General features: G+C 36.9%; 9 protein-coding genes. 5 read left to right on the top strand and 4 right to left on the bottom strand.

Annotation, left to right across the window (positions count from 1 at the left end; translation table 11 throughout):
• Positions 1-120 precede the first annotated feature (120 nt).
• Positions 121-1,497 (bottom strand): magnesium transporter, encoded by a 1,377-nt coding sequence (gene mgtE / locus ABD917_RS05230; RefSeq protein ID WP_345119045.1) that lies wholly within the window; start codon positions 1,495-1,497, stop codon positions 121-123.
• A 352-nt stretch (positions 1,498-1,849) separates the two neighbouring features.
• Here mgtE and ABD917_RS05225 point away from each other — a divergent pair, with 352 nt between their 5' ends.
• Complete coding sequence (locus ABD917_RS05225; RefSeq protein WP_345119044.1) at positions 1,850-3,874, top strand: M3 family metallopeptidase; 2,025 nt, start codon at positions 1,850-1,852, stop codon at positions 3,872-3,874.
• Between the two features lie 144 nt (positions 3,875-4,018).
• Here ABD917_RS05225 and ABD917_RS05220 read toward each other — a convergent pair whose 3' ends face one another.
• Both ABD917_RS05220 and ABD917_RS05215 read right to left on the bottom strand, forming a co-directional pair.
• The gene (locus tag ABD917_RS05220) at positions 4,019-5,014 is read right to left on the bottom strand and encodes an SGNH/GDSL hydrolase family protein (protein ID WP_345119072.1); all 996 of its coding nucleotides are present in this window, start codon (positions 5,012-5,014) and stop codon (positions 4,019-4,021) included.
• Positions 5,015-5,083: 69 nt separating this feature from the next.
• A complete protein-coding gene (locus tag ABD917_RS05215) occupies positions 5,084-6,340 on the bottom strand; it encodes a lytic murein transglycosylase (protein ID WP_345119043.1) in 1,257 nt (418 codons plus the stop codon).
• Positions 6,341-6,610: 270 nt separating this feature from the next.
• Between ABD917_RS05215 and ABD917_RS05210 the strand changes: the two genes are divergently transcribed.
• Positions 6,611-7,507, top strand: coding sequence for a UTP--glucose-1-phosphate uridylyltransferase (locus tag ABD917_RS05210; RefSeq protein ID WP_345119042.1), 897 nt, complete (start codon positions 6,611-6,613; stop codon positions 7,505-7,507).
• Positions 7,508-7,546: 39 nt separating this feature from the next.
• Positions 7,547-8,539, top strand: a complete 993-nt coding sequence (locus tag ABD917_RS05205; RefSeq protein ID WP_345119041.1) for a KpsF/GutQ family sugar-phosphate isomerase — start codon at positions 7,547-7,549, stop codon at positions 8,537-8,539.
• 673 nt (positions 8,540-9,212) lie between these two features.
• On the opposite strand, the gene omp10 is transcribed toward ABD917_RS05205, so the two are convergent.
• Positions 9,213-9,572, bottom strand: a complete 360-nt coding sequence (gene omp10, locus ABD917_RS05200; RefSeq protein WP_345119040.1) for an outer membrane lipoprotein Omp10 — start codon at positions 9,570-9,572, stop codon at positions 9,213-9,215.
• 251 nt (positions 9,573-9,823) lie between these two features.
• On the opposite strand from omp10, the gene ABD917_RS05195 reads away from it, so the two are divergent.
• Together ABD917_RS05195 and ABD917_RS05190 are read left to right on the top strand one after the other, a co-directional pair.
• Positions 9,824-11,209, top strand: a complete 1,386-nt coding sequence (locus ABD917_RS05195; protein ID WP_345119039.1) for a sigma-54-dependent transcriptional regulator — start codon at positions 9,824-9,826, stop codon at positions 11,207-11,209.
• Between the two features lie 345 nt (positions 11,210-11,554).
• Positions 11,555-13,126 (top strand): phospholipase D family protein, encoded by a 1,572-nt coding sequence (locus ABD917_RS05190; protein WP_345119038.1) that lies wholly within the window; start codon positions 11,555-11,557, stop codon positions 13,124-13,126.
• The last annotated feature ends 96 nt before the right edge of the window (positions 13,127-13,222 follow it).

Below are 13,222 nucleotides of genomic sequence, written 5' to 3'. Positions count from 1 at the left end.
TAACAAAAACTTTCTTTATTCAATGATTGCATTTAAGTTGAAAAGCAATAAATGATCATTATAAGTTAAATTATTACCTAATGGAGAAATATTATATTTCATAAGTTTTTGTTTTTTATGTTAGAGCAGAGTTCCAGATAAGATAAGGGAGGCAACAGAAAAATAGATCACAATCCCCATCACATCCACTAAAGTTGCCACAAGAGGTGCTGAAGCACTCGCTGGATCAAATCCAAAACTTTTAAGGATAAAGGGAAGCATGGAGCCGGATAAAGAACCGAAGGTAACAATTCCAACTAAAGCTGTTCCCACTGTTATGGCAATAAAAATCCAATGTTCCCCATAGTTGTAAATACCAAGTTGTTGCCAAAGAGCAATACGCATCATTCCAATAATTCCCAATAAAAGACCAAGAGATATTCCTGCTGGAATTTCACGAATGATGATTTTCCACCAGTCTTTGAGTGTGAGTTCACGTAGAGCTAATGCGCGAATAATAAGGGATGTTGCTTGCGATCCAGAGTTTCCTCCCGAACTCATAATAAGGGGAATAAAGAGTGTGAGGGTAATGGCTTTTTCAAGCTCTGTTTCAAAATATTGCATAGCGCTTGCTGTCAGCATTTCGCCAAGAAACAGTAATGCGAGCCAGCCCCCCCGTTTTTTCATCATTCCTAAAAAATTGATCTGCATATAGGGTTTATCAAGAGCTTCCATACCTGCGAATTTATAAGCATCTTCACTCATTTCATCAACCATTGTATCAAGAACGTCATCGACCGTTACAATTCCGATAACATGATTATCCTCATCAATCACTGGTACAGAGAGAAGATCATGACGCTGAAAAAGACGTGCAATATCTTCATGATGTGTAAAAGGAGATATTGTAATGGGTGTGTCATGTGTATAGACGTTTAAAATTTGCTCATCCGGCGAAGCAAGGATAAGATTACGCAGGGAAACAGCTTTGAGAAGAGTACCTGTTTTAGGATCAATGACATAGCTTGTATAAACTGTTTCACGTGTTCGTTCGACATCACGAATATGATTGAGAGTTTTTTTGACGGTCCAGTTTGCAGGGACAGCTATAAACTCTGTGGTCATCAATGCACCTGCTGTATGATCAGGATAACTGGTCAGTTTTTTGAGCTCAGCGCGTGTTAAGGGTTTTAGCAATGCATAAAGCCGCGTACGGGTCTCTTTATCCATTTCTTGAAAGACATCGGCGGCGGCGTCAGCAGACATGCCATCAAGGATTTCAACGGAACGATTAACAGGAAGAAGTTCGAGAATAGCAGCGGGTTGTTCAAGTTCTGGTTTGTCAAAAAGTTCGATGGCATAATCAAGAGGTAAAAGGCTTAATATAGCTACACGTTCCATGATATCGAGATCATTAATGATATCAATTGAGTCAGCAAAATGATGATTTTGTAATTCTTCGGCTAGAGCTTCAGGAGAAGAGTTTTTAAAGTCGAAGGTCGTTTTAATTTCAGTCATAATAAAGTACCTTCTGCAAGGTTAAAGAATTATAATTTTAGATCATGGATTAAGACAAAAAAAAGTTGTGGAAGATTTAAGAAAAGCCCTCCCCAATTATATTCTCCCAATTGTTAATATTTACAATAAAGTCAAGGATAGATCGCAGGTTATAAACAATTTCATGAATCAAATAGGTAGGGATTCTTTAATTTTTGTTTTTTCCCAATGTTGAAGATATCCTTTATTTCTGCTCCTAAAATAGTGGTCTAAAAGGCATTTTAAAGCATACTAATAATTGTAGTGTATTATTAATTTATATCGTAAAGGCGACAATTATACCTTAAATTTATAATTGGAGATAGGTCATATTATGACAAAAGTAGCAGTACTGGACTGGAAAGGATTTTCAGGACTTCCTGATTTTTCTTTAATAAGTGATGAAGATTTCAAACCCGCTTTTGAACAAGCACTTCAAGAAGCAGAAGAAGAGTTGGAGAAAATTGCAACGGTGCAAGAAATACCAACGCTTGAGAATTTTTTACAACCTTTTGAGCTTTCTGGCAAAGCGCTTAGTTGTGTATGTTCAATATTTTTCTTGCGTACGGGTGCTCATAGTGATGCTTTCATTCAGCAGTTAGAACAAGAGTTTGTTGTAAAACTTTCTCGTTATTCTTCAAAAGTAATGCTGGATGCGCGGATATTTGCAAAAATAGACGTACTTTATAAAGAATCTCAGCGAGGCATATATGATGATGAAACAACACGTGTGCTTGAATTATGGTGGAAAAAGTTTGTTTGTAATGGTGCAAAACTGGATGAAAAAGGTAAGAAACGGCTTACTGAAATTAATGAAAAACTTGCTTTTCTAAATGCTACTTTTGGTCAAAATGTTTTAAAAGATGAAGCTGAATGGGTTTTGTTTTTAGAACAAACAGATTTGTCTGGCTTGCCTGATGATCTTATTGCTTCAATGAAGGAAATTGCGTGTGAAAGAGGAAATGAAGGTGCTTATGCATTGATATTGGCGCGTTCAATTGTTGAGCCATTTTTAAAGTTTTCTGATCGTCGTGATTTACGTGAGATTGCATTCCACGCTTGGGCTAAACGTGGTGAAAATGAGAACGAGAATAATAATCGAGCGATTATTGTAGAGATTGTTTCACTTCGAGATGAAAAGGCTAAATTATTAGGATATAAGTCTTTTGCAGATTTAAAACTTGATAATACGATGGCTAAAAATGTTGATGCGGTTATGGACTTGCTTACACCTATATGGGAACGGGCGAAAGTCAAGGCTTCTATCGAACAGATTGAATTGCAAAATTTTGCAAATAATCAGGGCAGCAATGATATTTTAGAAGCTTGGGATTGGCGTTATTACGCTGAAAAACTTCGCTCTGAAAAATTTTCTTTCGATGGTTCTGAAATTAAGTATTATTTTCAACTTGATCGCATGATTGAAGCAGCTTTTGGCGTGGCAGAAAGGTTGTTTGGTATTATCTTTGAAGAAAAAAGTGCTGTTACACTTTGGCATCCTGATGCACGTTTGTGGGAAGTAAAAAAATCTGATGGAAGTCTGCTTGGGCATTTCGTTGGTGATTATTTTGCACGTTCGTCAAAACGGTCTGGAGCGTGGATGAACAGTTTACAATCACAGCACAAATTGAATGGTGGACAAAAGCCTATTATTTACAACATTTGTAATTTTGCAAAGCCCCTCAAAGGAGAGATTGCTCTTTTATCTCTTGATGATGCACGCACACTTTTCCATGAATTTGGTCACGCGTTACATGGCTTGCTTTCTGATGTAACATGGCCTTCTGTTGCGGGAACATCGGTTGCACGTGATTTTGTTGAACTTCCTTCTCAACTTTACGAACATTGGTTAACTGTACCAGAGGTCTTAAAGTCTTATGCTATGCATATAAAAACTGGGCTTCCTATGCCACAAACATTAATGGATAAAGTTTTATCGGCACAGACATTTAATGCTGGTTTTTCTGCGGTTGAATTTACCTCATCGGCTCTCATGGATATGGCGTTTCATCAGAGAAAAACAATAGCGGATCCAACAATGTTTGAGTTCCAAGAATTGGAAAAGTTGCAAATGCCTCATGCAATTATCATGCGTCATCGTCCGCCCCATTTTATGCATATATTTTCAGGAGATGGTTATGCTGCTGGTTACTATTCTTATCTGTGGTCAGAAGTGCTTGATGCTGATGCTTTCCAAGCTTTTGAAGAGGCAGGCGATGTTTTTAATTCAGAACTTGCTGATCGTTTAAAGCATTTTATCTATTCTGCTGGGGGAAGCCGCGATCCAGAAGAACTCTATAAAGCTTTTCGAGGGCGTCTGCCTTCACCAGAAGCGATGATTAAAAAACGGGGACTATAAGGATAGAACGGTATGGTAAGAGCCATACCGTTGTTATATTTTTTTCTACGGATGAGATTTATGCAACTTCTTATCCCATAGGAGTTATATGAAAAGAGGATTGTCTTTGTAAAGATAAGCGAAGCTTCTTTATTTTAAAAAGTATTAAGGGAAAGAAAAATTATCAGCGCGGTCTCTCTGATGGCCATTAGGAGGCGACCATAATTTTTTTGTGAAGCTTGGCTCTATTTTGCCTACTAAGTGGGTATTTTGTTGTGCAATCTCATCAAGGCTCATTGGCGGTTGGCGAACAATATTATTTGGCTGTTGTATAAGCTTTGGAATGTTGACATTGCTTGAAAGTAGATTTTCATGGAAGGATGTATGGAAATTTAAAATGTTTTCTAAATAAGAAGCAAGTTTTCTCTTTCCCGCAGAGGTAAAATTAATGCCATCATGTGTGCGAAGTCTAATGACTTTTCCATTTGTACCATAGCCAGAAAAAGAAAATTGACCTTGTTCATCAGTAAAGCCATTCCAGATATCAATGAAATATCCTCCTGCTTTTTCTGTTTCTTGTTTATAGAGCGCATTCAAAATTTTCATTTTTTGTGCCAAATTATTATTTCCAAAAGCAGGTTGCCCCATCCATATCCATGGTTTTCCAGAACTATGAAGATTTTCAACAATTTCGTTAATTCTTTGCTTATAGATGTTTAGCCATTCTGGCTGAGCCGTATTAAATATGCCATAAGAGGTTGTTATTGGTTGATTATCATTTGCACCAATCACCATGATGATAGCGTCAGGTTTATTTTTATTAATGTGTTCAGAAAGAGTAGTTTTCCAAGAAATATGATCAGTTCTGACCAACCCAGAAGCTGGGACTGTATCATTGATGATGATAACATTGCTATTCTCAGTAAAAAGCTTTTTGAGTGCATCAGCAACAGCAGAAGCTACAAAATCTCCTATAACAAGAACGCGTTTTGCATTCTTATCTTTTAACTGTTGTCGGAGTTTTTGTGTGATAATCTTTTTTTGTGGTTTATATATCTTTTGTTCTATAATTTGCAGTGGTTGTTGTTCTTGTGTATTATGTTGGGACAACCATTTAAAGAAATTTGTTGCTTTACTTGGAGATGGTTGTATGACACTCATAGTAAAGAGAGAAAAAAACAGGAAAATCAAGTATAGTGGGCGGAAATGGGACAAACATTTTACTCCAAATTATTGTTTTCGCAGCAAAGAGAGAACATCATGACTTGGATAACCATTTACCGTTAAGCCATGGTGCAGTTGAAAAGCTTTGATTGCTTTTCGAGAGATGGTGCCGATTTTTCCATCAACTTCTCCTTTATAATAACCAAGTTTAGCTAAGCGAGATTGCAATTCCTTGCGCTCATGGAATGTAAGAGGGGAAAATGGTCGCTGCCAGTCTTTAACCAATTTAGGATGTCCAGCAATACGGTTAGCGAGAAGGGCAACAGCTAAAGCATAACGATCTGCATTATTATAACGTTTAAGAACAAAAAAGTTTTTTGTTACTAAAAATAGAGGTCCTTCTGGTCCATCTGGATATTTTAATATTGCTGGTTCAGAGAGTGCAGAAAGAGGTTGCCCATTTGCTTGTTTTACACCTAACTTTGCCCATTGTTTAAAGGAATGCCAACTTGCTGGAAGATTTTTATCTCTTGGCACTTGAACTTCTACTCCCCAAGGAAGGTTAGGCTGCCAACCATTCATGTGGAGAAGATTGGCAGCAGTAGCCAAAGCATCTGGAACAGAAGTCCAAATATCACGCCGTCCATCGCCATCCATGTCAATAGCATAGGCGAGATAACTGCTTGGAATAAATTGTGTATGTCCCATAGCACCAGCCCAAGATCCAGTAAGTTGTGCACGTGTAATTTCACCACGTTGGAGAATTTTCATAGCAGCAATGAGTTGCGCGTGGGCGTATTTAGTACGTTTTTTATCAGCATAGGCAAGGGTTGCAAGGGAGCGAATGGTATCGCGCATCACACCTTTATTTTTTAAAATCTTTCCGTAATTGCTTTCCATTGACCAAATAGCAAGGAGGATATTGCGATCAACGCCAAAACGTTTTTCAATTTGAGGAAGCCATTTTTGCCATTTTTGTGCTTGGCGCTGTCCTTCTACAATTGCAATATCATGAACACGATTATCGAAATAATTCCATGAGGGATCAACAAATTCTGGTTGGTATGCAGCTCTTTCTAAAACTTCTGGATCAATTGCGTTGACGCCTTTAAAAGCCATATTAAAGGTAGAAGAGGAAATATTATTGGCAAGAGCTATTTTTTTAAATTCTTTAATCCAAAGTTTAAAATCACTATCGGCATGTAAGAATGATGTAGAAAATATGAAAACAGCAAAAAAGAGAGTAATGAAATCTATGATAAAATTTTTCTGAGTTGTTTTTCCTTTTTCAGAAGAGAAAATTTTAGATTTTGTTGTTTGCATTTTAAAATTTCCCTCAATATTCAAGTATTTTTATGTGCCAGAACTTTATTTTGTATTCGGTCTTGTTAATAATGTTAGCAGCAAATAAGAAAGGCTAAAACGGATTATGCCTTTTGAAGGAGAATTCTTGATAAATTATTATACTCTGGCATCTCTTTCCTGTCTACATATAATGGCGATTAAAACAATAAAGGATCTTTTTTATTATTTTGTAAAAACATATGTTAAAACAAATCAGAAAATGATACGATTAATTTGAGGAGCAGGAGAGTGAGAGTACGTAAAATACGGAAAGCAGTGTTTCCCGTGGCTGGTCTTGGGACACGTTTTCTTCCTGCCACAAAAATAGTTCCCAAAGAAATGCTGACTATTGTTGATAAGCCTGTTATTCAATATGTTGTAGATGAAGCACGTGAAGCTGGTATTGAGCATTTTATTTTTGTTACTGGGCGCAACAAAGCAGTCATTGAGGATTATTTTGATGCGCAAGTTGAATTATATGCAACTCTTGCCGAACGTGGTAGAAAAGAAGAACTTAAGTATTTATACAGTTTACAACCTGTACCAGGCACAACTTCTTTTACGCGCCAACAACAACCTTTGGGGTTAGGACATGCTCTTTGGTGCGCACGCGAATTAGTTGGGAGTGAGCCTTTTGCTTTATTGTTACCAGATATGCTTATACAAGCTAAAAAGAGCTGTCTTTGTGAAATGATCAATCTTTATGAAACAACCGGTGGAGGAAATATTATAGCAGTCCAAGAATGCGATCAAAAAGAAGCACATAAATACGGTATTGTTGGGAAAGGCGAGCAAATTGCAAACGGTTTTAAAATCACAAAAATGGTAGAAAAACCAAAAAAAGGAACAGCACCATCAAATCTATACATTAATGGTCGTTATATTTTGCAACCAGAAATTTTTAATATTCTTTCCAATCAAGAACAAGGAGCAGGAAACGAAATTCAATTAACAGACGCGATGGTAAGGCTTTCGAAGGAGCAGGATTTTTTTGGTTTCCAGTCAGAGGGGCGCACGTTTGATTGTGGTTCTAGAACTGGTTTTATTGAGGCCAACGTTGCATTTTCTTTAGCACGCGCTGATATGCATAGCCAAGTTTCTGCTTCATTGAAAAGTTTACTAGAAATCATTAAAGTTGAGAAATGATATAGATCTCTCATTTAATTTCATTTATCAAATTTGATCATGATAATACAGTCTTCTCATATGGTTTTGCAAGGTGCCATTGCTTCGGCGCTTAAAACACTTGCGAGCGAAAAACAAGGGCTTGAAGCACTTGAAGCAGCTCTTCTTAGCGATCTTTCTTCCTCTTTTGCAATGGCTGTTAAAACCATCAGAAATGCGAAGGGCCATGTGGTGATTACAGGTCTTGGCAAGAGTGGGCATATAGGTACAAAAATTGCAGCAACTTTAGCTTCCACTGGGACACCAGCTTTTTTTGTTCATGCTGCAGAAGCCAATCATGGTGATCTTGGTATGATTGGTCCGGATGATGTTATTCTTGCTTTGTCATGGTCAGGTGAAACTTTAGAATTAAGTGGTATTATCAATCATGCTGCGCGTTTTCGCATACCACTTATTGCCATGACATCGGGGGAAAATTCTGTATTAGGAAGACAAGCTGATATTGTACTTTTGTTGCCAAAGATAGAAGAAGCTTGCCCCCACGGGCTTGCTCCTACAACTTCAACCATTATGCAATTAGCAATGGGAGATGCATTGGCTGTTGCTCTTTTAGAAATACGTGGCTTCACTGCAACCGATTTTAAAATTTATCATCCTGGTGGTTCCCTTGGTGCAAGCCTTAAATATGTGCGTGATATCATGCATAGAGGTGATAGTATTCCTTTAGTTGCACGGGGAACAACTATGACTGAAGCGATGAATGTTTTGGTTGAAAAACATTTTGGTTGTGTTGGCGTTATAAATAAAAAAGGTGAATTAATCGGGATTGTGACCGACGGTGATCTTGCACGCAACATGCATTTTGACTTATCACAATTTAATGTTGATGAGGTGATGACAAAAAATCCTAAAATTCTGGAGCCAAATACACTAGTAGGAGCTGCAACAGCATTTATTAATGATCACCATATTGGTGCTTTTTTTGTAGTTGAAAATAAAAAACCAATAGGTATTGTTCATTTTCATGATCTTTTGCGCATTGGTGCTGCATAAGTGGGAGTATCCATACCAGATAGAATTTATTTTAGAGTGAAAACAGCTTACAGTAATAAAGATAAAATTTTATTAGGTAGTAGTTTTATGGGGAGCTTAGTGAAGATAGTTGCTTATGTATTTTATGGTGTTTACAAATTTTGCTTAATGTGATTATGTCACTCACGTAAAACAGAATGCTATTGTGTTGCAAATTCACGTACTTATAGAATAATATCTCTTAAGGTTCAAAAGCCGTTTTGCGACACCATTCGTGAATGATATAATGAAATCTATCGAGCACTATCATCTTTGCACTTATGAAGAAGCAAGTCGGAATCATCATATAATTTGTCAGCCTCCGATGTTATGACAGCCCTTGACACTTAAAAAGGGTCTTGAAAGACATACTTACTCTTTATAAAAAGTTTTTTATCCACACCCTAATCCTGTTTTTAAGGTGCAAGCGAATAGTTATGATTGATTCACTATGGGAAAGGTTTGGAATGAGAAGATTTTACATACTCGATCTTTTCATTCAATATGCAAAACAGTAAATTACCATTATAAATGGACATATTACATCTAAAGCACTACACTGCTTTTGCACATTTTAACTCACTAGCAGGAGGGTTGATACCTTCTGACATGTGTATTTATTGCATTTTTCATAGAAGCTATAATTTTTATTTCATTAAAATTGTCTTTTAAGTGAAAATTGTGATCCTGTATATGATGAGCAGAGCAATTGCATTGCATCTTGTGATATCATACAGTTGACTTTAGAAATTGTTCCACGAAGAATGGAGCGTATTTCAATTTCTATATGTTGAGCACTGACATAATTATAGGTACCTTCTGATAATTTTTCTTCTGTATCTGCAGCACGGGTCTCAAAAACACCTTTGCGGAAAGAAGAAATGATACCATTTTCATCAACCCATTTACCATCAATTCCAGTTGGTATATTCTGTCCATAATGCTGTGCAAAGACGCAGGCAGCTAATACCAAAGCGGTGATTGTAAGACATAAAATACGGCAGATGTGTTTCATTTGTTTCACTCTATTTATGTTACTTTACTCTCTAATCTCTATAACATTGTTAAATTATTCCATGAGTCAAGATAAAAAATTTGATAAAAATCAATGAAAAAGTAAAAAAATGGAAAAAAATGCCTTAATGTTGTATTTAATTAACGGCTTGATGAAATTTGTAATAAATACAAGAGGCGAAATATTTCTTATGATTTACAACAATTGTTACATGAAGCTGTTTAGTAGTCTCGAAGGAGATTATTAAAATTATGGTTGGTCCCATTCTTGTTGCGAGTGAAGATTATGGAAGACGTATAGAGCTTTCTGCTATGCTTCGAGGTTTTGGTCACCGTGTCATTGAAGCAGAAAATGGCTTGCGTACGATTGATCTTTTACACAGACGTAAAAATATTGTGCTTGCACTCCTTGATGTCGCTATGAGTGATTTGAGTGTGGGTGATTTGATTAAAATGATTAGGGTTGCTGGTGTTTCTGTTCCTCTTGTTGTGATAGCACAACAAGAGAATCAAGATTTACTCCAGAAAGCTTTGACAGCGGGAGCTATTGATTATTGGATTTATCCAGTGACACCCCTACGGTTAAGAGTGACTTTAGATAATCTTTTTCTTATTTCAGCATTGGAACATGAGGTACGTTATATTCAGCGCAAAAATGAGAATCACTTGCGTTTTTCTGATCTCTGCATAAAAAGCAGGGCAATGCAGATTGTTTTGGAACAATCGAGGAATGCTGCCTCTTCGTTACAGAATCTTTTGATAGAAGGTGAAAATGGAACTGGTCGCGAAACATTGGCGCGCATTATTCATCATGAGGGTTTGCTATCAGATGGGGCTTTTATTCGCTTTCAATGTTCCTCTATCGTTGATCCAGAAGAAGAAAATCGTCAGTGGTTTCAAGAGTTTTTACCAATGGTTTCTGCTCTTGAAAGAGGAACACTTTGTCTTTTTGATGTGGATCGACTTGAGCCCATACAGCAAAAGCGTTTTGCAAGTTATCTTCAAGAGAGGGAGAAGGTAGCCAAGAACACCCCTCCTTCTGTTCGTATTATGGCTATTTCAGCGTCGCGGCTTTCAGATCTGGTTAAAGAAGATTGTTTTTCGCACAGTTTGTTTGAACAATTTTCCCAATTATCGATTAATGTTCCTGCTTTGCGGGAATTGAGAGATGATTTTCCAGAGCTTACGCAACATTTGATTGACCGCATTATTATCGAAACGGGGAGATCGCATGTACATGGTTTAGCAGGATCTGCTCTTTCATTGCTTATGCAGTATGATTGGCCTGGTAATCGAAATGAACTTGAAAATTTTTTATTTCGTGCGGTTTTACTTAGTGAGGGGCCTTTGTTAACGGTTCGGGATTTTCCCCAGTTAATGGGAAATCCGCTAATAAGTGTACCCAATATTATTGAGAGTGATGTTCAAGAGGATCATGAACAAGAATCAATACAATTTTTGAATGCTGATGGGCATGTCCGCACTTTCGCAGAGATAGAATGTGATATTATTGAGAAATCGGTTAAACATTATAAGGGACATATGAGTGAGATTGCACGCCGTCTTCATATTGGTCGCTCTACGTTGTATCGAAAAATAGAAGCATTGAGAGCAATAAGAAACCAAGAACGGAAATAAAATTCACGATAAATATCCGTTTATAAGAAGGATAATCTTCAAAAAATTGTAATAGCTTTTAATATCAGCTGTAGAAAAGCGGGATTCTAAAAGAATTATTGTGTACTGTAGGTTGGATATTGACAATAATTTTAAAAATTTAATAAGTATTGATTTTATTAAAATAAACGCAGTTTTAATGTTCTGTTCTTTTTTTATTTTTTATAACTTGAGCTAAGTTTATCTTCTTTTAAGTAAGAGATGGCATGCTGTCTATTATAATGATTGAGGTTGGATCACTCATTTTAATATTGTGGTTCGCATCGCTGGTGGTGCGATGGCTTTAAAATAGAAAGTTTGTTCTCTTTGACTTTTTTAGAGATTGTTATCAGTTTTACCATATTTTTTTTTATTGCCTCTATGTTGGCTATCTACACATATGGGCGTTTTATGAAAAATGCTAGGGGAGTATGTTCCTATGCATTGGCTGTTCAGAAAGATGAAACCAAATTTGACCGTATAATAAGCCGTTTGGCAGAGGAAACTGGTGGGTTAGGAATTGATAAAGATGGCCTTTCACTCATTATTAGCAATTTAGATGCGTTTTGTATTCGTGCCATAGGAGCAGCACAGGCTGGACGTAGTCTTGATCTCATGTATTATATTTGGGATGATGATTTAACAGGGCGCTTACTCTTAAGTGAAATAGTAGAGGCTGCTGATCGTGGTGTTCGAGTGCGTCTTCTTTTAGATGATATTAATGCTCAAGCCCGTGATCCAGCTTATATTGCCTTGGATAAACATCCGCATATTGAAGTGAGAGTATTTAATCCAGGACGATCACGTAAGGGGGGATTACGTCGTGGTTTAGAGATTATATTGCGGGCAATTACTGTAACGCGTAGGATGCATAATAAAGCTTTCATTGTAGATGGTCGAGTTGCTTTTGTAGGAGGACGCAATCTTGCCGATTCTTATTTTGATGCTGGTAAAGAATCACATTTTCGAGATTTAGATTTGATGTTAATTGGTCCCTCGGTTAAAAGGGTGGAAACGATTTTTGATGATTTTTGGAATAGTGCTGTCGTTTTACCGATTCATACCTTGGTTGTCCCTAAAAGTGCAAGCGATCTGGGCTATTGGAAGGATAAATTACGTAAGTTTCGTGATTCCAAGGTTGCGAAAGTGTATCTCGACTATGTTAAAGAACATATTAGCTTTGATTGTTTTATCCAAGCAGGAAAGCGGTTGTTTTTAGCAGATAAAGTTGTTGTACTCTCTGACCCTCCGGAAAAAGCATTGCGCAAAAAAGCTGGAAATTGGCTTATGAAGGCACTTTCACAGGTTATTGGTGATGCGAAAAAAACGGTTCAAATTACATCTCCTTATTTTGTTCCAGGTAGAGTGGGGACGCAGAATTTGGGCAATTTGGTTTCAAAGGGTGTTGATGTCAAAATTCTTACAAATTCTTTAGCGGCGACTGATGTGGCACTGGCACATGGTGGTTATGTCCCATATCGTAAAGCGTTATTGAAAAGTGGTGTTAAGCTTTATGAGTTAAAACCCGACGGCAATACGCACGGATTACGACTCTTTCGTTCAAATAAGGCAAGTTTACATACTAAAGCTTTTTTAGTTGACCGTAAAACTGCGTTTATTGGCTCTTTAAACTTTGATCCCAGATCTGCTGCGCTGAATACGGAAATGGGGATTCTTTTTGAATGTGCACCGATTATAGCAAGATTAGATTTGCTTTTTTCTGAAGAAACCACGGGCGAAATGAGCTATCATCTTCGTCTTGGTAATAATAACCGTATTTATTGGGATTTTATTGAAAACGAAAAACAGCATAGCCTTGATTATGAGCCGGAAAGCAATTTTTGGCGTCGTGTATTTGCTAAAATAATAAGTTGGTTACCCATTGAATCACAATTATAAATTTTATAGACTATAATCAAAAAATTATTTTAATTTTTCTTTTCATTTTTTTTGTAGCATGGCATAACTTTTTGCCAATCCACAACGTTTGAGAAC

The organism is Bartonella pachyuromydis, assembly GCF_039543065.1.
Lineage (GTDB): Bacteria > Pseudomonadota > Alphaproteobacteria > Rhizobiales > Rhizobiaceae > Bartonella > Bartonella pachyuromydis.
The sequence above is the reverse complement of the archived record's forward strand: the minus strand, read 5'-3'. Positions and strand labels throughout refer to the sequence as shown.

Bases quoted from the DNA above. Each gene is read 5' to 3' on its own strand.
- ABD917_RS05195 (WP_345119039.1), top strand. From the start codon at position 9,824: ATGGTTGGTCCCATTCTTGTTGCGAGTGAAGATTATGGAAGACGTATA.
- ABD917_RS05215 (WP_345119043.1), bottom strand. From the start codon at position 6,340: ATGCAAACAACAAAATCTAAAATTTTCTCTTCTGAAAAAGGAAAAACA.
- mgtE (WP_345119045.1), bottom strand. From the start codon at position 1,497: ATGACTGAAATTAAAACGACCTTCGACTTTAAAAACTCTTCTCCTGAA.
- ABD917_RS05205 (WP_345119041.1), top strand. From the start codon at position 7,547: ATGATAATACAGTCTTCTCATATGGTTTTGCAAGGTGCCATTGCTTCG.
- ABD917_RS05225 (WP_345119044.1), top strand. From the start codon at position 1,850: ATGACAAAAGTAGCAGTACTGGACTGGAAAGGATTTTCAGGACTTCCT.
- omp10 (WP_345119040.1), bottom strand. From the start codon at position 9,572: ATGAAACACATCTGCCGTATTTTATGTCTTACAATCACCGCTTTGGTA.
- ABD917_RS05220 (WP_345119072.1), bottom strand. From the start codon at position 5,014: ATGAGTGTCATACAACCATCTCCAAGTAAAGCAACAAATTTCTTTAAA.